At 63.0% G+C, this 24,382-nt stretch carries 1 protein-coding gene (running past one end of the window); it reads right to left on the bottom strand.

The annotated features are described in order from the left end of the window. Positions 1-24,382 carry the 3' portion of a non-ribosomal peptide synthase/polyketide synthase gene (locus ABH922_RS16235; protein WP_424807887.1) on the bottom strand. The gene runs 4,349 nt beyond the window's last position, so the window shows 24,382 of its 28,731 coding nt (coding positions 4,350-28,731); its start codon lies beyond the right edge, outside the window — the gene reads right to left on this strand; the stop codon is at positions 1-3.

The following is a 24,382-nucleotide window of genomic DNA, read 5'->3' on the forward strand; positions in this document are numbered from 1 at the left end:
TTACCCGGCCGTACCTCCACGGCCCGCCGACACGGACTGCGCGTCAGCTATTAACGAGCTCACAAGTGATGCGAGTCCGTCGACGCCGAGTGCCGGCAGAATTCCCGGCACCAGGCCCGCAAGAGACACCGACACCAGGGCGTCGGGCGCCAGCGCAGCGCCCATGGTGGCACGCATCACGGTGAGCTTGTCCGACAGCTCACCGAAGCTGATCTCGCGATCGCCGTGGGTGAACGCCCGTGCGTGCGGATCCGCCGCCGCCGCGGCCGCCGCGAGCTCCGGCAAGTCCGCTGCAGTCTTCGGTTCCGCAACACGTTGCTCAGCGCGTTCCTGCTCCGTCACGATGTCGATCGTGCGGATCACCACGTCGGGATCGGCGATCAACTCGTCGAGTACCCGCCCGAATCGTGCTGCGAAAACCGCGATCGTCGACTCGTCGAAGAGATCGGTTGCGTAGTTGAACCGCATCCGCAGCCCCGACAACTCACCGGCGTCGTCGAACTGTTCGATTCCGGTGAGCTGCAGATCGAACATGGCCTGATCGAAACCGCTGTCCACCGCCGACAACTCGAGACCGGGAAGGTGGAACGTCCCCATGGACATGTTCTGGAATGTCAGCATGACCTGGAAGAGCGGGGAGTACGCATGCGAGCGCTCCCGCCCGAGGGCGTCGACCAACCGCTCGAACGGTACGTCGGCGTTGGCGAACGCCGAGAGGTCCTTGTCCTTGACGTGTGCCAGCAGGTCGACGAACGTCGAACCGGGTGCGATCGCGGTGCGCAGGACCAGCGTGTTGACGAACATTCCGACCAGATCGTCGAGCGCTCGCTCACCTCGACCTGCGATCGGGGTACCGATGGCGATGTCGTTCGATCCGCTCATCTTCGAGAGCAAGACTGCCAGTGCGCTGTGCACCACCATGAACACTGTCGAGTTCTGCTCACGTGCAACCGCGGCAAGCCGGTTCGTGGTCGCCGAGTCGACGGCGAATTCGAATTCCGCGCCTCGTGCGCTCGCGCGAGCCGGTCGTGGCCGATCTGTCGGTAGCTCCAGCAATTCCGGAGTGCCCTTGAGTTCGTTCACCCAGTACGCGAGCTGACGTCCGAACGGGCTGTCCGCGTCCTCCGCAGCTCCGAGAACCTGACGCTGCCACAGCGTGTAGTCCGCATACTGCACCTCGAGCGGAGCCCACTCCGGCGCATGTCCACCCGTACGGGCCGAATACGCGAGCATGGTGTCCTTGATCAGCGGAGCCATCGAGAAGCCGTCACCGCTGATGTGGTGAACGACGACCACGAGAACCCGCTCGATGTCGTCTACCTCGAAGAGACGAATTCGCAGCGGAACCGTCGCCGTGACGTCGAAGCCTTCACGAACCGCGTCCGCAACTCGCTCGGCGACGGCCGCCTCGTCGGTGGCGACGACCTCGAACACGGTGGGTGCCGACAACTTCGGAAGGATCTGCTGGATCGGCCCGTTGCCTCGGTCCGGGTACACCGTCCGCAGTACCTCGTGTCGGGCGATCACGTCCGAGACCGCACAGCGCAGCGCATCCACGTCGAGTGCGCCGGACAACCGGATCGCGATCGGGATGTTGTAGGCACCCGAACTCGTGTCGAACTGATTGAGTACCCACATGCGTTGCTGAGCCAGCGACAGCGGAATCTCCGGTGGACGCACCTGCGCCACCAACGGCGCTCGACTGCCCGAGCCCACGTGGTCGAGAACCTTGGATGCAAGTGCACTCACTGTCGACGCCTCGAAGATCGCCCGAACCGGAATCTGCCCGTCCAAAGCCTCGCCCAGCCTCGTCGCGACCTGTGTCGCGACGAGCGAGTTCCCACCGAGCTCGAAGAAATCATCGTCGAGGCCTACCCGTGCCACCCCGAGTACGTCACCGAACACGCCGGCCACGATCTCTTCGACGGGGTTCGTGGGGGCACGGAACTCGGTTGCCTCGAATTCGGGATCCGGCAGCGCCTTCCGATCGATCTTGCCGTTGATGTTGAGCGGCAACTCGTCCAGTACCACCAATGCGGCCGGCACCATGTAGCCGGGCAGATCCGCGACCAGTGCCCTCTTGACCGATTCGACGTCGATACTCGTATCGGCCTGCGGCACCACGTACCCGACCAGCCGGTCACCTGCACGCGAATCGGACTTCGCCGCGACGACGGCGGAATCCACGCCGACCTGTGCACGCAGCACTGCCTCGATCTCACCGAGTTCGATGCGGTAGCCCCGGATCTTGACCTGGAAGTCGGCGCGCTCGACGTAGTCGAGTTCACCGCGCTCCGTCCACCGCACGAGGTCGCCGGTGCGGTACAAACGTGAACCCTTCTCACCGAAGGCGTTGGCCACGAATCGTTCCGACGTCAAGTCGGCTCGACCGTGATAGCCGCGAGCAAGCTGGACACCGGCCAGGTACAGCTCGCCGGTCACTCCGACCGGTACCGGATGCAATCGACCGTCGAGGACGAACACCTGGGTATTCCACTCGGGTGTGCCGATGGGCACCGATGTCGTGTCGGTCGACTCGACGACGTGTGCGGTGACCGAGACCGCGGCCTCGGTGGGACCGTACAGATTGACCAGCTCGGCGTCACTGAGTTCGGCGAACTCGGTGACCGTGGTGGACGGCAGCGCTTCACCGATCGCGAGTACACGACGCAGCGAAGCCGGCAGATTGTCCTTGGACGCCGACTGCAGCATCGCCAGCATCGAGGGCACCGCGTGCAGAGTGGTGACCTTCTCCTGCGTCATCAAGTCGAGCAGGTAATTCGGGTCGTTGTGTCCGTCCGGGTTCGCGATCACCAACCGTGCACCGGATGTCAATGCCGACCAGAACTCCCAGACCGAGAGATCGAACGTCGCCGCTGTCTTGAGCACCATGGCATCCGATTGATCGAGCCCGTACCTTTCGCGCTTCCACAGAAGCTGGTTGACCACTGCACGATGGGAGATCGCAACGCCCTTGGGCTTACCGGTCGAACCGGACGTGAAGATCACGTACGCGGTATTGTCCACGCGCAACGCCGACGTACGGTCGGCGTCTGTGAGTGCGCTGTCCGCGTACGAGGAAAGATCGAGCGTACCTACGTCGACCACCGAATCCCCGAATGCGGGGTTCGCCGGAGTGGACGAGACGGTCAGCACACAGACCGGCTTCGCCGTCTCCAGTACGTACTCGATGCGATCTGCCGGATGGTTCGGATCGATCGGCACGTAGCCGCCGCCCGCCTTCACCACCGCGTACATCGCGACGAGCAAGTCCACCGATCGGCCGATCGCCAAGGCGACCAGGGATTCCGGCCCCACCCCCATACCGACGAGGTGGCGCGCAAGTCGATTGACCCGCGAGTCGAATTCCGCGTAGTTCAGCGAAACGTCACCGGCGACCAATGCGACGGCACCGGGGTTGGACCCCACCTGCTCGTCGAACAGGTCGACGAGGGTACGTTCCGGCACGTCGTGGTCAGTGTCGTTCCAGCGGTTGAGGATCCGGTCGCTTTCGACCGGATCCAGCAGTTCGTAGTCACCGACTGTCATCGTCGGATCGGTCGTGATCGCGTCGAGCAGTCGCACAAATCGATCCGCGAAGTCCTGCACCGTGGATTCGTCGAACAGATCGTGTGCGTAGCTGAACATCGAGGTGATGCCGGCAGCAGATCCGTTCTCGTCGTACCGGTCACTGACGATCAGCTGGAGATCGAACTGTGCGACACCGTTGTCGACGTCGACACCGTTGACCGCGAGCCCCGGCAGTTCGAGTCCGCCGGTTTCCATGTTCTGGAACAAGAACCCGACCTGGTAAAGCGGATGGCGAGCCGTCGAACGAGGCGGGTTGAGCACCTCGACGAGTCGCTCGAACGGAACATCGGAGTGCGCGAACGCCTGCAGATCGATTTCCCGGACTCGTGCGAGCAGATCGAGGAACGGCGCACCGTCCTCGATCCGGGTACGGAACACCAACGTGTTCACGAACATGCCGATGAGATCGTCCAGCGCCCGCTCACCGCGACCGGCGACGGGTGTGCCCACGGCGATGTCGTCGCTGCCGGAAAGCCGGGCGAGCAGCATCGCGAACACTGTGTGTGTGAGCATGAACAGCGTCGAATTGTTGGCCCTGGCCAGACCGGTCAACCGGGCATGCAATTCCGCATCGATATCGAAGTGCAGATAGCCGCCCCGGAACGATTGTGTTGCCGGCCGCGACCGGTCGGTAGGCAGTGCCAGTTGATCAGGCAACCCGGCAAGTGTCTCGAGCCAGTAGGCAATCTGCTGCGAAGCAACCGATTCCGGATCTTCCTCGCTACCGAGAACCTCGCGCTGCCACAAGCTGTAGTCGGCGTACTGAACGTCGAGCGGAGCCCACGTGGGTGTATATCCCGCAACCCGCGCGGCGTAGGCGGTGACGACGTCCCGGGCGAACGGCGCCATCGAGGAACCGTCGGCGGAAATATGGTGGATCACGACACCGAGCACATACTCACCGGATGCCACCTCGAACAGGCGGATACGAATCGGGATCTCCCGCGTGACGTCGAAACGCGTCGACGCCAACGCAACCAGCTCACCTTCGAGCTCTCTCACGCCGATCTTTTCGGCGACGATCTCGACCGACCACCGCGACACGGGCTCGACGACCTGGACCGGGCCGTCCCCGATTTCCGGGTAGACGGTTCGAAGTGACTCGTGCCGCCCGACGACGTCGGCGATCGCCTCGCCCAGCGCCGTGACGTCGAGTTCGCCCTGCAACCTGAGCGCCATGGGAATGTTGTACGCAGCGGCGCTCCCGTCGAAACGGTTGAGGAACCACATACGCCGCTGCGCCAGCGAGAGCGGAATCCGCTCGGGACGTTCGTACGCCGTCAGCGCGACCCGCGCACCCGTACCGGTTCGAGATTCGGCGTACGCCGCCAGATCCCGAACCGTCGACGCCTCGAACAACACCCGAACCTGCAGTTCGGTGTCGAGGGCATCGGCAATCCGCTTGACGGTGCGCGTCGCGTTGAGCGAGTTGCCGCCGAGCCCGAAGAAATCATCATCGAGACCCACCCGATCAACACCCAACACCTCGGCAAACACCCGAGCCACCACAATCTCCACCGCCGTCACCGGAGCCCTGAACACCGCCGACTCGAACACCGGCTCCGGCAACAACCGCCGATCCAACTTCCCCGACGCATTAACCGGCAACACATCCAACACCACAAACAACGACGGCACCATATACGACGCAACCCGAGCCGACACACCCACCTTCACCACATCAACATCAACCAACGACCCCACCGCAGCAGTGACATACGCAACCAACTGATCACGCCAGACCACCACCACCACAGAACCCACACCCGACTGATCCCGAACCGCAGCCTCGATCTCCCCCAACTCGATCCGCTGACCACGCAACTTCACCTGAAAATCAGTACGCCCCACATACTCGAGCTCACCCGACACACCGATCCACCGCACCACATCCCCCGTGCGATACATCCGCGAACCCGCACCACCAAACGGATTCGCCACAAACCGCTCCGCCGACAAATCCACCCGCCCGTGATACCCACGAGCAACCTGAACACCCGACAAATACAACTCACCCGCAACACCCACCGGCACCGGACGCAAACGAGAATCCAACACCAACACCGACGAATTCCACACCGGAGCACCCACCGGCACCACACCCACACCATCGAGCGGACCCGCCGCCGTCGCATGCACCGTGAACTCCGTCGGACCATACAAATTATGAACCTCAACCGACGGCAACACCGACAACACCCGACGCACCACCGACACCGGCAACGCCTCACCCGCCGCGAAAATCACCCGCAACGAACCCAACCCACCACCAACACCCCGATCAGCACCCTGATCGACAACCTGACCAGCACCCTGATCAGCACCCTGATCGACAACCTGATCGACGAACACCTCCAACATCGACGGCACAAACGAAACCATCGACACCGACTCCGCCGCCATCACCGACGCCAAATACCCCGGATCCCGATGACCGTCATGAGTAGCCACCACCACCCGAGCACCCACCGCCAACGCAACAAACAACTCCCACACCGACACATCGAAAGTCACCGGAGTCTTGAACAACACCACATCAGAAACCGACACCGCATACTTCTCCGCCAACCACAACACCTGATTGACCACACTGCGATGAGAAACCGCCACCCCCTTCGGCCGACCCGTCGAACCCGACGTGAAAATCACATACGCCGCATTCTCCGCCCGCAACACCGACACCCGATCCACATCCGACACCGGACCAGCCGAAAAACCAGACACATCAACAACATCAACCAACACCACCGGCCGACCACCGGCAACAAACCCCACATCAGAAGTAGAAATCACACACACCGGATCCGCAGCATCCACCACATACGCATTACGCTCGACCGGCTGATCCGGATCCACCGGCACATAAGCACCACCAGCAGCAAGAACACCATAAACAGCCACCACCAAATCCACCGAGCGACGCACCGCAACCGCAACCAACGACTCCGGACCCACACCCAACGAAATCAAATACCGCGCAAAACGATTCACCCGCGCATCAAACTCCGCATACGAGACAGACACCCCCTCGAACGAGAGCGCCACCGCCCCCGGAGACTCCAGCACACGAGCACCAAACAACCCCGGCACCACCACATCCGGCACCCGACACGCCGTCTCATTCCACGACTCGAGCACCAACGAACGCTCACCCGCATCCAACAACTCGACATCACCCACCCGCACCGACGGGTCGGCGGTGGTGGACACGAGCAGTCGAAGGACTCGACCGAGCAACGACGTCGCATAGTCGCCGTCGAAGAAGTCCGGCAGATACCGCAACGTCAGATGCAACTGCTCGTCGAGTGCGACCAGCAGCGTCAACGGGTAGTTGGTCGAGTCGTCCGACGAGATGTCGTCGATCACCATTCCGTCGAGAAGATCCCGTTGAGCCGCGATACCGGCGCGGTCCACCGGGTACGACTCGAAGACGACCAGGGTGTCGAACAGTCCCCCGACGCCTGCCGCGTTCTGCACGTCGGTCAAGCCCAGGTAGTGGTGGTCGAGCATTCTCGCCTGCTCGATCTGAACCTTGGCCACCAAGTCCTCGACGGACTCTGCGGCATCGAGACGAACCCGGACCGGGAGGGTGTTGATGAACAACCCGACCATCGATTCGACACCGGTCAACGTCGGTGGGCGCCCGGACACCGTCGCTCCGAAGACGACGTCGTCGTTTCCGGTCAACACTCCCAACACGATTGCCCATGCGCTCTGCACGATCGTGTTCGCGGTGACACCGAGCCGTGCTGCGAGCGCGGTGAGCGCCGACGTCTCCTCGGCCGACATCGACTCGTTCAGCTTGTGCGAGAGCGCCGTGAACTCCTGACCGCCGGTGACCGGAGCCAGCAACGTGGGCTCCTCGACACCGGACAGCGCCTCCGCCCACGCCGCCAACGACCGGTCCCGATCCTGCTCGGCCAGCCACGCCAAGTAGTTGCGGTAGCCGCGCACCCGGGGCAGACCTGAATCGTCACCACGAGTCACGTACAGCGCCAACAGGTTCTGCAAGAGCAGCGGTACCGACCACCCGTCGAGAATGATGTGATGGTTGGCCACGACCAGCCGGTAGTCGCCGTTACCGAGCGTGACGAAGGTGAACCGGATGAGCGGCGGCGCCGACATGTCGAAATGCGTTGCCTGATCCTCGGTCAGAATCTTCGCCAGCGCAGCGTCACGGTCGACCACGTCGCCGAGGTCGACGTTCCGCCACGGCACGGTCACGTTCTCGAGGACGATCTGGACCGGCGTACCGTCGCCGTCAGTGGTGAATGCCGTGCGCAGATTCGCGTAGCGGTTGATGATTCCCTGAGCAGCAGTGCGCAATCGGTCCGCGTCGACGCGACCGGACAGGGTGAGAATCATCTGTACGGAATAAAGATCGACGCTGGACTGCGCCAACATGGCGTGGTAAAGCAACCCGGACTGCAGCGGGGCCAGCGGCCAGATGTCCGTCACGGTACCGAATCGGCCCTCGAAGCCGTCGATGTCGTTCTGGCTCACCTCGACCAACGACACGTCGGACGGAGTCAGTCCACCGGCATCGACGGAACGTGAATGCTCTGCCAGAGCCGTGAGCGCGTCCACCCAGATCTGCGCGAACGCCTCGACACTCTCACCGTCGATGGCTCCGGTCGGGTACGCGAAGGACGCCTCGAGGACCGCGCCGTCTGCGCCGTCGTTGACTATCGCATTGATGTCGACGACCTTGTTTGCCGGCATGTCGTCGTCGGCGGGAGCGGAGACCTTGCCGAAATCTCCGGCCGGCAACCAGCCGAGTCCCTCGACTCCAGCCGGAATGTCCTCGGCGACAACCCTGCCCAGGTAGTTGAAGCTGACCTGGCCGCCCGCGAAACGAGACAGCACGGCACTGGTGGTTTCGTTCAGATACCGCAGCAGCCCGTATCCGACGCCCTTGTCCGGGATCGCCAGCAGCTGTTCCTTGACAGACTTGATCGCCCGTCCCGCCGACGCGCCTGCGGCGAACGCATCTGCAAGATCGACATCGGAGAGGTCGAGACTGATCGGGAACGCGGCAGTGAACCAGCCGACCGTCCTGGACAGATCGGCACCCGGAATCACAGCCTCTTCCCGGCCGTGGCCCTCGAGCTGCAGCAGCGCGGACGACGTGTCGATTCCCGAACGTCGCCGCCATTCGATCAACGCCAGCGCCAGGGCCGCCAGCAACCCGTCGTTGGCGCCGCCGTTGAACACCTCCGGCAGCGTCGTGAGCAGTGTCTCGGTCACCTGGGCGGGAACCGTCACGCTCACCCGTTGCACCGTGGACGCGATGTCGACGACGGAATCGTAGGCTCGTAGACCCAGCACCGGATCCGGGGTCTGGAGAACCTTCCGCCACACGGCGAGCTCCGCGACCCGCGCATCCCGGCGTGCTTCGTCGGTCAATGCATGCGCCCACCGCCGCATCGACGTACCCGTCGGCTCCAGAACGACACCGGAATCCCCGGCCGACTGCGCCGCTGCCGAGACCAGATCGGGAACGATGATCCGCCACGACACACCGTCGACCATCAGATGGTGCGCGGCAATGATCAAGCGTCCGCTGCGGGTCGCACCGAAATCCACCCACACGAACGTCGCCATCACCCCGGCGGCCGGATTCAAGCGGCCGAGCGCCTCGTCGAGGCCGGCGGACGCAGCACGAACCGTCGACTCCTCGTCGGCAGTCGCCGACACGATCACACGGCTCACCAAACCGTCGACGTCGACGGTTCCCGGTGCGGAGACCGATACCGACCAGCCGCTGTCGTCGTGAATCAGACGTGAGCGGAACATGTCGTGATGGTCCACGACGGCGGCAAGTGTCGCCACGATGCCCGCCCGCTCGATCCCGAGCGGCAACTCCAGGGTGATCGTCTGGCTGAATCGGTTGTAGCTACCGCCACGCTCGACCATGAATCGCTCGATCGGAGTCAACGGCCGCGTGCCGATGCCGCCACCTGCCAGCTCTTCGAGCACTACGACGGTGTCGGCTTCGGCGGCGTACTTCGCCACCTCTGCCAGCGCCGCAACAGTCTTGTTCTCGAACACGTCACTCGGAGCGAACACGATTCCACGCGCTTTCGCCCGCGAGACCAATTGGATCGACATGATCGAATCGCCGCCCTGAGCGAAGAACGAGTCGTCGGTGCCGATCCTGTCGAGACCGAGTACGTCGGCGAAGATCTCGCTCAGCACCTGTTCCATGTCGGTGACCGGCGCACGGAATCCCTTGGTCGCGAACACCGGGTCCGGGAGCGCTTTCCGGTCCAACTTACCGACCGGGGTGAGCGGCATCGTCGCGGAGACCATGATCGATGCCGGAACCATGTGGGCCGGAAGCGATCTGGACACGAACTCGATCAGCTCGGCCGAAGTGACCGAGGCGTCCTTACCGGTGAACACGTACGACACCAAAGCCGGTGCACCGGAAGGCAGCGCCGTGCCCATCGTCGCGGCGAACTCGACCTCCGGGTGCGCCGTCAGTGTTGCGTCGATCTCGCCGAGTTCGATGCGGAAACCGCGAATCTTGACCTGGAAGTCGTTGCGACCCACATACTCCACGGCATACGTGGCAGCTGCGGCAGTTCCGCGAGCGAGGGTGCCCTCTGCACCGACGACCCAGCGGACCACGTCGCCGGTTCGGTACATCCGCTCGCCGGGCTCGCCGTGCGGGTTGGCCACGAACCGGTCGGAGCTCAGGCCCGGCCGGCGATGGTAGCCGCGGGTGACCTGGGGCCCGGACAGGTACAGCTCGCCGGCCACTCCGAGTGGCACCGGGTTGAGTCGGGTGTCCAGAACGAAAGCGGCCATGTCACCGATCGTCGCTCCGATGTCCATACGGTGACCGGCCAGCAGCGGCACACTCACATTGGTCACGATCGTCGTCTCGGTCGGACCGTAGACGTTCAGGAACGTTCGCGGTGCGGCCGAACCGTCGTGAGCGGTCCACTTCGTGATCAACTCCGGCGAATATGCCTCGCCGCCGACTGCCACGACCGCCAGGTCGTCGAGGCCAACCGGGTCCATCGACGCCAACGCTGCCGGAGTGATGAAGGCGTGTGAGACCCGTTCGCTACGGAACAGTTCGGCCAGTTCGTCGCCGCCGAACACACCCGGCGGCACGATCACCATCGTCGCGCCCTCGGCTACTGCCAGGAACAACTCGAGCATCGACGCGTCGAAGCTCGGTGACGCGAAGTGCAGCGTCCGAGACGTCGATTCCACCCGGTAGTGCGCCGCCTGGGTGGCGCTGAAACTCGCCAGACCCGCGTTGGTTGCGACAACGCCCTTGGGCCGGCCCGTGGTGCCCGAGGTGTAGATCACCCAGGCCGGATGCGCCGGTACCAGCAGGCGCACCCGCTCGTCCGGGGTGATCGGACGATCGGACACACCGGTGGTCAACTGCTCACCCGACGGTCCGTCCACGATCAACCACAGGGCGTCGTCGGTGAGGTTCGGGCGCTCGGCGGTGAGCGTCAGACCCACCTTGGCACCCGAGTCGGACAGCATGTGTGCGATTCGATCCGCCGGGTAGTGCGGGTCGACCGGAACCACCGCCGCACCGGTTTTCGCCACCGCCCACACGGCGAGGACCGATTCGATGGACCGCGGAATCGAGACCGCCACAAGATCTTCCGGACCGACACCCTGGGCGATCAGCACGCGCGCAATCTTCGACGACAACTGGTCGACCTCACGGTAGGTCATGGACCTACCTGCCGCACCGAGTGCCGGCGTTCCCGGAGAGCGCAACGCCACGTTGTCCGGGTGAGCAGCCGCGGCGGCGGCGAGGATGTCCGACAACGACGACTGTGCAACGCCCGACGACGACCGCTGATGTGTCAACAGCTGCCGCTCGGCGGTGTCGAGGATGTCGATGTCCCCGACTGCCACGGCGGGGTTGTCGGCGATCCCGTTCAGAATTCGCAACAATCGAGCCGCGAACGAGTTGACGGTCGACTCGTCGAACAAGTCAGTTGCATACGTGAAGGTCGCCGAAAGCGCCTCCCCCACTTCACTGATCGTCAGTTGCAGATCGAACTTCGCCACGGTCTCGTCGATCGCGAACTCGGCTGCGGTCAAACCGGGCAATTCCAGAGCGGACTGTCCGAGGTTCTGGAACGCCAACGCCACCTGGAACAACGGGTGATGCGCCTGTGATCGAACGGGATCGAGAACCTCCACGAGTCGCTCGAAGGGCACATCGGCGTGCGCGAATGCCTGCAGATCCACCTCCCGAGCAGCAGCCAACACAGTCGTGAATGCCGCAGCCGGATCGATGTCGGTGCGCAGGACGAGCGTATTGACGAACATACCGATCAGGTCGTCGAGTTCGGCTTCACCGCGTCCGGCCATCGGAGCACCGATGGTGATGTCCGTCGTCCCGGACAATCGTGAGAGCAGCGTTGCCAGCGCCGAATGAATCACCATGAACATCGACGCGTTGTGTTCGCGTCCGACGCCGATCAATCGCCGATGCAGATCCTGATCGATCGAGAACGCGAATGTCGCTCCCCGACCGGAGAACACCGACGGCCGTGTGCGATCGACGGGAAGGTTCAGCCGTTCGGGCACCTCGTCCAACGCCTTCGCCCAGTAGGCGATCTGCCCCGCGATGATCGAATCCGGATCGTCCTCGGAACCGAGCACCTCACGCTGCCACAACGTGTAATCCGCGTACTGCACCGCAAGCGGCGCCCACGACGGAGCGTTACCACCGCAGCGAGCGAAGTACGCCGTCATCACATCACGGGTCAACGGCCCCATCGAGAAACCGTCGGTCGAAATATGATGAACCACGAACACCAAGACGTACTGATCCGACGCGATCTGGAAGAGCTTGGCACGCAGGGGCACCTCGGTAGTGACATCGAAACCGAGCGCCACGAACTCTGCCAACTCCGACCCAACCTCCGAATCCACGAGCACTGTCGCGGTGAGGTCGAGGGGAACGTCACTCGGTGCGAGGATCTTCTGGTAGCCGACGCCGTCGACCTCTGGGTAGACCGTGCGCAGAACCTCGTGACGGGCGATCACATCGGCAACGGCCAGCTCGAGACTCGGGACGTCCAATCGACCGGTCAAGGTGATCGCCACCGGGACGTTGTTCGACGCCGAGGTCGTGTCCAGTTGGTTGAGGAACCACATCCGCTGCTGCGCAAACGACAACGGCACCCGAACCGGACGCACCTGCGCCGCCAACGCCGCCCGCGAACCACCACCGACATGAGAACCCAAACGAGCCGCAAGACCCTCCACCGTCGACGCCTCGAACAACTCCCGCACCGACACCGAAGCATCCAACGCCTGACCCAACCGAGACGTCACCTGCGTCGCAATCAGCGAATTACCACCGAGCGCGAAGAAATCATCATCCAAACCAACACGCTCGACGCCCAGAACATCCGCAAACGTCTGCGCCACAACCTCTTCCACCACCGACGTCGGCGCACGGAACACCGCAACCTGCAACGACGGAACCGGCAACGCCCGACGATCCAACTTCCCGTTCACCGTCAACGGAATCGCATCCAACACCACAAACGCCGACGGCACCATGTACTCAGGCAACAACGAACCCACACCGGTGCGGACATCGTCGACCGACACGCTCACACCCGCGACCGGAACCACATACGCCACCAACCGCTGATCACCCGGAGAATCCTCACGAACAACCACCGCCGTCTGTGCCACCGACACATCCGCCAACACCGCAGACTCGATCTCACCGATCTCGATCCGGAACCCACGGATCTTCACCTGATCATCCGCGCGACCCAGATACTCCAAATCACCAGCACTGTTCCACGACGCCACGTCACCCGTGCGGTACAACACCTCGCCGGCAGAGAAAGGACTCGCCACGAACCGCGTCGACGTCAACCCCGCCCGACCCAGATAACCCCGAGCCAACTGCACACCCGAGACATACAACTCACCCGCAACACCGACGGGCACCGGAGCCAAACGCGTATCCAACACGAACACCCGCAGACCCGAAATAGCCTGACCTACAACACTGCCCGACGCATCCGCCGCCAACGCTGCATCCAGAGCGCGATGGCTCACATGCACCGTCGTCTCCGTGATGCCGTACATATTCACCAAACGAGGAGACGAATCACCACGGCGGCCGTACCAATCCGACAACCGACGCAACTCCAGCGCCTCGCCGCCGAACACAACCCACCGCAACGACAACTCGGCAGCCCGACCGGCCTCCGACGCCGACCGATCCGCCTCAGCCAACTGATAGAACGCCGACGGCGTCTGATTGAGCACCGTCACCCGCTCAGCAGCAAGCAATTCCAAGAACTGCTCCGGCGACCGCGACGTCACATAATCGACCACCACCAACGTGCCGCCGTACAACAGCGGACCCCACAACTCCCACACCGAGAAGTCGAACGCATAACTGTGGAACATCGTCCACACATCGGATTCGTCGAACCCGTACACACCCTCGGTATTGGCAAACAACTTCGCCACCGTCGTGTGCGGAACCTGCACACCCTTCGGACGACCCGTCGAACCCGACGTGTAAATCACATACGCAACATTCGACGACCGCAACGGCGCAACACGATCCGCATCCGTCACCACCGAACCATCGAACTCCGACACATCCACCACGTCGACATCAACCACCGGCAAAGCAGCGGGCAACACCAACTCACGCTCGGACCACGAAATCGCAGCCACCGGAGCAGCATCGGCCAACATGAACTCGACACGATCCGCCGGATACGACGGATCCACCGGCAAATACCCCGCACCCGACTTCACCACAGCCAACAACGCCACCACAAGATCCGCCGACCGCGGCAACGCCACCGCCACCAACGACTCCGGACCACAACCCTGAGCAATCAACCTGCGCGCCAAACGATTCGCCCGCACCGACAACTCGCCATACGACAACGACTCGCCACCGAACCGCACCGCAACCCGATCACCGAACCGCGCAGCAGCATCATCGAACCACGCCGACAACGTCGAATCCACACCACCATCGGTGCCGACCCCACTCCAGGAGAGAACACGGTCCAACTCACCGACAGTGAGTACGTCCACATCACCGACAGCAAGATTCGGATCCGCGGTGACGCCACGCAGTACATGCAGGAAGCGATCGGCGAAGTCGACAGCGGTCGACTCGTCGAACAGATCCGTCGCATACGTCAGGGTCGCAGACATTCCGGCTTCAGCCTCTTCGAGAGTGAGCTGCAAGTCGAACTTGGCCAGTGCTGCGTCGAATTCCACAGCAGCGGCGGTGAGTCCGAGCAGTTCGAGAGCGCTCTGGCCAAGGTTCTGGAAGGTCAATGCCACCTGGAACAGCGGGTGGTGTGCCTGCGAGCGCACCGGATCGAGCGCTTCGACGATCCGCTCGAACGGAACGTCAGCGTGGGCAAACGCCTGCAGATCCACCTCACGCGCAGAAGCCATCAACTCCGCAAACGACATCGACGGATCAACCTCGGTACGCAACACCAAAGTATTGACGAACATACCGATCAGATCGTCGAGCTGCGCTTCACCGCGACCGGCGACAGGGGCACCGATCGCAATGTCGGTTGTCGCGGACAACCGTGCCAGTAGCACGGCCAGTGCTGAGTGGACGACCATGAACGGAGTTGCGCCCGCCGCCTGACCTGTTGCTTCCACATCGGCCCACAACTGCGGGTCGATTACAAAGGTGTGGTTCGCTCCTTGTCCGGTTGCGATCTCGGGGCGGGTACGATCACTCGGCAGGTCCAAGTGCTCGGGCAGATCAGCCAGGGCGTCGGACCAATAGTTGACCTGCTGCGCGATGATCGAATCCGGATCGTCCTCGGAGCCGAGGACCTCGCGCTGCCACAACGCGTAGTCGGCGTACTGCACCGGAAGCGGAGCCCACGTCGGGGTCTGCCCCTGTGAGCGCGCGTAGTACGCGGTCATTACATCGCGGGTCAACGGGCCCATCGAGAAACCGTCGGTGGAGATGTGGTGCACCACGAACGACAACACGAAGTCGTCATCCGCGAGCTGGAAGAGCTTGGCCCGCAACGGAACCTCGACAGTGACATCGAAGCCCTGGGCGAAGAACGAATACAGCTCCGCCTGGATTCGGTCGTCTGTGACGCGTTCTGCACCGAGATCGATCGAGACATCTTCTACCGAGAGGATCTTCTGGTAGCCGACGCCGTCGACCTCCGGGTAGACCGTGCGCAGAACCTCGTGGCGGCCCATAACGTCGTGAACTGCCGAATCCAGGGCAGCCAGATCAAGCGCACCCGTGAGTCGCACCGCGACAGGGATGTTGTTGACCGCAGAATCTGTGTCGAAGCGGTTGAGGAACCACATCCGCTGCTGCGCAAACGACAACGGCACCCGAACCGGACGCACCTGCGCCGCCAACGCCGCCCGCGAACCACCACCGACATGAGAACCCAAACGAGCCGCAAGACCCTCCACCGTCGACGCCTCGAACAACTCCCGCACCGACACCGAAGCATCCAACGCCTGACCCAACCGAGACGTCACCTGCGTCGCAATCAGCGAATTACCACCGAGCGCGAAGAAATCATCATCCAAACCAACACGCTCGACGCCCAGAACATCCGCAAACGTCTGCGCCACAACCTCTTCCACCACCGACGTCGGCGCACGGAACACCGCAACCTGCAACGACGGAACCGGCAACGCCCGACGATCCAACTTCCCGTTCACCGTCAACGGAATCGCATCCAACACCACAAACGCCGACGGCACCATGTACTCAGGCAACAACGAACCCACACCGGTGCGGACATCGTCGACCGACACGCTCACACCCGCGACCGGAACCACATACGCCACCAACCGCTGATCACCCGGAGAATCCTCACGAACAACCACCGCCGTCTGTGCCACCGACACATCCGCCAACACCGCAGACTCGATCTCACCGATCTCGATCCGGAACCCACGGATCTTCACCTGATCATCCGCGCGACCCAGATACTCCAAATCACCAGCACTGTTCCACGACGCCACGTCACCCGTGCGGTACAACACCTCGCCGGCAGAGAAAGGACTCGCCACGAACCGCGTCGACGTCAACCCCGCCCGACCCAGATAACCCCGAGCCAACTGCACACCCGAGACATACAACTCACCCGCAACACCGACGGGCACCGGAGCCAAACGCGTATCCAACACGAACACCCGCAGACCCGAAATAGCCTGACCTACAACACTGCCCGACGCATCCGCCGCCAACGCTGCATCCAGAGCGCGATGGCTCACATGCACCGTCGTCTCCGTGATGCCGTACATATTCACCAAACGAGGAGACGAATCACCACGGCGGCCGTACCAATCCGACAACCGACGCAACTCCAGCGCCTCGCCGCCGAACACAACCCACCGCAACGACAACTCGGCAGCCCGACCGGCCTCCGACGCCAACCGATCCGCCTCAGCCAACTGATAGAACGCCGACGGCGTCTGATTGAGCACCGTCACCCGCTCAGCAGCAAGCAATTCCAAGAACTGCTCCGGCGACCGCGACGTCACATAATCGACCACCACCAACGTGCCGCCGTACAACAGCGGACCCCACAACTCCCACACCGAGAAGTCGAACGCATAACTGTGGAACATCGTCCACACATCGGATTCGTCGAACCCGTACACACCCTCGGTATTGGCAAACAACTTCGCCACCGTCGTGTGCGGAACCTGCACACCCTTCGGACGACCCGTCGAACCCGACGTGTAAATCACATACGCAACATTCGACGACCGCAACGGCGCAACACGATCCGCATCCGTCACCACCGAACCATCGAACTCCGACACATCCACCACGTCGACATCAACCACCGGCAAAGCAGCGGGCAACACCAACTCACGCTCGGACCACGAAATCGCAGCCACCGGAGCAGCATCGGCCAACATGAACTCGACACGATCCGCCGGATACGACGGATCCACCGGCAAATACCCCGCACCCGACTTCACCACAGCCAACAACGCCACCACAAGATCCGCCGACCGCGGCAACGCCACCGCCACCAACGACTCCGGACCACAACCCTGAGCAATCAACCTGCGCGCCAAACGATTCGCCCGCACCGACAACTCGCCATACGACAACGACTCGCCACCGAACCGCACCGCAACCCGATCACCGAACCGCGCAGCAGCATCATCGAACCACGCCGACAACGTCGAATCCACACCACCATCGATCTGGCCAGCGCTGAAGCGGGACAGCAGGTTTCGTTCACCATCGACCAAGATGTCAACGTCACCCACCGCTACGGTGGGATCAGCAGTCACCGCACGGAAGGTCCGTACCAGCCGATCACCGAATTCCAGAACGGTCGACTCGTCGAAGAGATCCGTCGCATACGTCAAGGCGGCTGACATCCCGGCGGGTGCGCCGGCCTCGTCGGTTCGTTCGGTCAAGGTCAACTGGAGATCGAATTTCGCCAACGCAAGATCGGCACTTTCGATCGACACGTCGAGGTCGCCCAATTCGAGCGTTGTCTGTTCGTGATTCTGGAACGTCAACGCCACCTGGAACAACGGATGACGAGCCTGCGAACGAACCGGGTCGAGCGCTTCCACGATCCGCTCGAACGGAACATCCGCATGCGCGAACGCTTGCAGATCCACCTCACGCGCAGAAGCCAACAACTCCGCAAACGACATCGACGGATCAACCTCGGTACGCAACACCAAAGTATTGACGAACATACCGATCACATCATCCAACGCGGCCTCACCACGACCCGCGATCGGCGCACCGATCGCGATGTCCGTGGTTGCGGACAAGCGCGAGAGCACGACCGCGAGAGCCGCGTGGACAACCATGAAGGGTGTCGAGTTACTGCTGTGCGCGATCGAATTGACAGCTTTGTGCAGAGCGGCGTCGATCTCGAACTCGACCTCCGCTCCGCGCCCTGACGCGACCTCGGGGCGCGGACGATCACCAGGCAGATCCAACTGCTCCGGAAGATCAGCCAACGCACCCGACCAGAACGCAATCTGCTTCGCGATGACGGACTGCGGATCGTCCTCGGACCCGAGAACCTCACGCTGCCACAACGAGTAATCCGCGTACTGCACCGGCAACGGCGTCCAAGCCGGCACCGATGCTCGTGTACGTGCTTCGTAAGCGACCATGACATCGCGGGCCAACGGTCCCATCGAGAAACCGTCGGTCGCGATGTGATGCACCACGAAGACGAGGGCATAGGTGGCCTCTGAAGTTCGGAACAACTTGGCCCGCAATGGAACCTCGGCCGTCACATCGAAGCCGTTCAAGACGAGGTCGGCCACGCGTGCGCCCAACTCTTCAACCGTGACCGATACCGGGCCGAGATCGAAGACAAGATCGCGCACGTCGAGAACGTCCTGGTGCCCGACACCATCGATGTCCGGGTACACCGTCCGCAGTGATTCGTGTCTGCCCACGACGTCGAGCACCGCAGCAGCGAGCGCCTCGACGTCGAGCGCACCCGACATCCTGATCACCACCGGGACATTGTTCACCGCCGACGCGGGTTCGAATCTGTTCAAGAACCACATACGCTGCTGAGCCAACGAGAGCGGAATTCGTTCGGGTCGCACCTGCGGAACCAGTGGAGCAGTGGCACCCGAACCTGCGTGCAGTTCCAACCGGGCGGACAACGACCGCACGGTCGAGGACTCGAACAGCGCTCGAACCGGAACACTCGTCTCGAGAGACTCCCCGAGCCGAGCGGCGACGCGAGTGGCGACAAGGGAGTTGCCGCCGAGTTCGAAGAAGTCGTCGTCCCGACCGATCTGCGTGACTCCGAGGACCTCGGAGAACACCTGTGCAACAATCTCTTCGACGGCGGTAGCGGGGGCCTGATACACCTTCGGCTCGAACACCGGCACCGGTAGCGCCTTGGTGTCGGTTTTACCTGCGGTGGTCAAGGGAATCGTGTCGATGACCAACACGGCGTCGGGCACCATGTAGCCGGTCAGGAACGTCGATACCGATTCGATCACGACGGCCGGGTCCACCTCGACGCCTGCCTCGGGCACCACGTAGGCGACCAGTCGATCACCGATCAGCTCATCCGTACGAACAAGCGCCACTGCGCGCGCAACGCCGACGCACCGGTTCAGTGCCGCCTCCACCTCGCCGAGTTCGATACGGAAGCCTCGAAGCTTGATCTGGAAGTCACTGCGGCCCACGTACTCCACGGCGTCACCGCCGATCCACCTGACCACATCGCCGGTACGGTACAGCCTGGTACCGGGGGCGCCGAAGGGATCGGCTACGAAGCGACCGGAGGTCAGCGCGGCCTGGCCGAGATATCCACGCGCTACCTGCACACCGGAAACGTACAGTTCACCGGCCACACCCATCGGCACCGGCTGAAGCCGCTCGTCCAGGATGCGCGCCGACATACCTCGAATGGGACCGCCCATGTTCATGCGATCGGAAGCGGTGAGCGCGTCGCTGATGTTCGACGCGACTGTCGACTCCGTAGGACCGTACGCGTTGAAGAATCTCCGGATCCCGGCACCGGCAAGCGGCACCGCCCACCTGGCTACCAGCGATCGGGAACTGGCTTCACCACCGACGACAACCACTCGAAGCGTATCGAGGCCGTCCGGATCGACCGACGCGAGAGCGGCCGGCGTCACGAAAGCATGCGTGACGTTCTCGGTATCGAGAATCTGCGCCAATTCGGCCCCGCCGTACACCGTGGTCGGAACGATCACCATCGTGGATGCAGCACCGAAAGCCATCAACAGTTCGAGAACCGACGCGTCGAAGCTCGGCGAAGCGAAGTGCAAAGTCCGGGCGTCAGCCGTCAATTCGTACCGCTCGACCTGCTCGGCGCTGAAGTTCGCAACGCCGGCGTTGGTGATGACGACGCCCTTCGGTCGACCCGTTGTCCCCGAGGTGTAGATGACGTAGGCGGGGTGCTGGTCCCTGATCACGGCGATCCGATCGGCGTCCCCGATCGGCGCCGCGGACTGTGCCGCACTGGCGGCGACGGTGCGTTCGTCGTCCATCACGATCCACGTCGACGCAGAAGGCAGACCGGTGGCGAATTCACGTACGGTCAGACCGAGCACCGCACCGGAATCGACGACCATGTGCTCGATTCGATCGACCGGGTACGTCGGATCGACCGGAACGAATGCCGCTCCGGTCTTCGCGACAGCCCACAGAGCGACAACCGAATCGGTGGAGCGCGGAACGGCGATCACCACGCGGTCCTCCGGACCCACATGCTGTCCGATGAGTACTCTGGCAAGCTTTGTCGAACGCTCGTCGAGTTCCCGGTAGCTGACCGTCGAGCCGTCGTACCTGATCGCGTCCGCCGAAGGGTCGAGCGCCGCAGCGGCGGCGAGAACGGCGACCAGCGTTCCCGATACCGGGTTCGGTCCGTGAACGTCGGTCAGCGCAGCGCGTTCGATCGAGTCCATGATGTCGATGTCGCCGACGACCACCGCCGGGTTCGCGACAACCGACTCGAGTACTCGAACCAACCGGGTCGCGTACATCTGGATCGTCGACGCATCGAACAAATCAGTTGCGTACGTGAATTCCGCAGCAATTCCGTTCGAGACACCATCGACATCGAACGACTCCGTGATCGCCAACTCGAGATCGAACTTCGCTGTCGTCGTGTCGATTTCGGAAGCCTTGATCGTCAGTCCAGGCAGTTCCAGCGCTGTCTGCGCCAGATTCTGCATGGACAAGACAACCTGGAAGAGCGGGTGCCTGGCCTGCGAGCGTGCGGGTGCCAGAACATCGACCAACCGCTCGAACGGAACGTCCGAGTGAGCGAAGGCACCGAGTGCGGCATCTGCGGCAACGGCCAGTAGATCCGTGAACGGTTGGGCCGAATCCACCTCGGTTCGCAGGACGAGGGTGTTGACGAACATGCCGACCAGATCGTCGAGTGCTTCGTCACCACGACCGGCCACCGGAGTACCCACAGCGATGTCGGTCGTGCCGCTCAACCGCGCCAACAGCACAGCCAACGACGCATGCAACACCATGAAGAGCGTGGCGTTGTTCTCGCGAGCGACGGTATCGAGGCGCTGGTGCACGGCAGCGGATATCTCGAATGCGTATCTCTCACCACGCATCGACGCCACGTCGGGGCGAGTGCGGTCGGACGGCAGGTCGATCACGTCCGGAAGATCTTCGAGCGCGTTGGACCAATAGGATATCTGCTGGGAGACAACCGATCCTGGATCATCTTCGGATCCGAGAACCTCGCGCTGCCACAGCGAGTAATCGGCGTACTGGACCGCCGGTGGCTGCCAGGCGGGCGCAAGTGCGTCCGTCCGGGCCGAGTATGCGATCATCACGTCGCGGGCCAGCGGCGCCATCGACCAGCCGTCGGCGGCGATATGGTGAACGACGATCGCGAGGACGTGCTCGGTGTCGTCGACAGCGAACAGACGGGCCCGGATCGGCACGTCGACCGTGACGTCGATCGCTGACGATCCCACTGCAGCGATCCGACTTTCGAGATCGTCGGCACCGGAGACCGACTCGACGGTGAGGCCGTCGAACACGTCGGTGATCGGCAGTATCGACTGCGTCGGGCCGAAATCTCCGTCCGGATAGATCGTCCGGAGTACCTCGTGCCGCGACAGGACGTCCTCGAGTGCTGTTTCCATGGCTGCCGTGTCGAGGTGGCCGGACAGGTGCAGCGAGAATGTGATGTTGTACGCGGCGGACTCGCTGTCCAGGCGATTGAGGAACCACATACGCTGCTGCGCCAACGACAGCGGAATCCGTGCGGGCCGCACCTGCCGAACCAGTGCCTTACGGGCACCACTACCCACACTCGAATCGATGTGCGCGGCGAGCGCTTGCACGGTGGAGACGTCGAACAAGGTCCGGACCGGAACAGTGGTGTCCAACGCACGTCCCAATCGAGACGTGACCTGGGTTGCCACCAGGGAGTTGCCGCCCAACATGAAGAAGTCGTCGTCGAGACCGACTCGGTCGAGTCCCAGGACGTCGGCGATCACCTGCGCGACGATCTCTTCCACCGGCGTGACGGGAGCACGGAACTCGTGGATCTCGAACACCGGCACCGGAAGCGCTCGGCGATCCAATTTCCCGTTCGACGTGAGTGGGATTTCCGCCACGATCATGAACGCCGACGGAATCATGTACTCGGGAAGTTTCGCGCTCGCCACGGATTTGAGAGTGTCGGTGTCGAGCGATCCTTCACCGTCCCCCACGACGTACGCGACGAGCCGATCGCCCAGCCGCTCGTCTCGGTGCATCACCACGACGGCCTGAACGACGGCATCGAGAGATACCAGAGCTGCTTCGATCTCACCCAGTTCGATGCGCAGACCGCGCAACTTCACCTGAAAATCACTGCGCCCGACGTACTCGAGCTGACCCTGCTCGTTCCATCGACCGAGGTCGCCGGTTCGATACATTCGCGAGCCGTCCGTACCGAACGGATTGGCAACGAAGCGCTCTGCCGTCACGTCGAACCGGCCGCCGTACCCACGTCCCACACCGATCCCCGCTACGTACAGCTCACCGACCATCCCGGCCGGCATCGGATGCAGGCGAGGGTCGAGAACGAACAGGTCGATGTTGGGGATGGGCGTTCCGATGGGTACACCGGCTGTGTGCGCGGGCGTGGCGGACATCGCCGAGACGACATCGGAAGCCTCGGTGGGTCCATAGCTGTTGACGATCCGGACTCCGGCACGCATCAGACTCGACAGTCGGGAAATCTGGATCGGTTCACCGCCGAGGAAGACCACGTCGAGCTTGGTCAGTATCGCATCCTCATCCGAGTCGGCAAGCGCGACAAAAGCGCTCGGCGACATGTTGACCACGCGGACGAATCCGGAGTCGATGATCTCGAGAATCGAGTGCAGGTCGAACCCGTCGCCACTGAGGTACAGCGGTACTCCGGTGCTGAGGGCCGCCCAGACGTTCTTCTGTGTGAGGTCGAAACTCGGCGAGGACGCAACCAGGATCGGTCCGCCCTCGGGTAGCTCCGATCGGTACCAGGCAACCGTGTTCTCGATACCGCGCATCGGCACCATCGTCGGCTTAGGTCGGCCGGTCGAGCCTGACGTCGAAATCACATAACCGAGATGGTCTTTCGCGGTATCACCGAGCCAGGGATCGACAGGACGCGGAGCCGACGAACCCGAGTGGTCCGCCACGGCGACAACCGGCAGCCCCCAGTCGGCGTCGTCAGCACTCACCACACACACCGCACCGGTATCGGCGAGAATCGACTGGATACGCTCACGAGGGAAGCCGGCGTCGACGGGTGCGTAAGCGGCGCCCACTTTCCACACACCAACCATGGCGACGATCCACTGCCACGATCGACCGGTGGTGACCGCCACCACGTCGCCGACACCCACGCCGATTGCCGCCAATTCCTCGGCAAGGGCGTTCGAGAGAGCGTCCAGCTCCCCGTACGTCAGTGTTCGGTGAAGATCCTGAACGGCAAGTGCGGTGGGACGGGAGTCGACAGCCCGATAGAACGCCGACAGTATCGACCCGTCCGGAGCCGAACTCCGCGTTCCCGCAGACCAGTCCAGCACCCTCGTCGACTCGGCCTTGCCGAACACGGCGAGATCGCCGACAGTCGTGTCGAAGTCGTCGACCACCGCATTGAGCACACGTACGAAGCGCTCGGCGAAGGTGACCATGGTCGTGGCGTCGAAGAGATCGGTCGCGTAGGTGAGCGTTGCGTCCAGACCCTCGAAATCGTTGGCTCCCTCCAGGCCCTCGGACACCATCAACTCGATGTCGAACTTT

This window comes from Rhodococcus sp. 27YEA15, assembly GCF_049739425.1.
In the GTDB taxonomy this organism is placed as follows: domain Bacteria; phylum Actinomycetota; class Actinomycetes; order Mycobacteriales; family Mycobacteriaceae; genus Rhodococcus_F.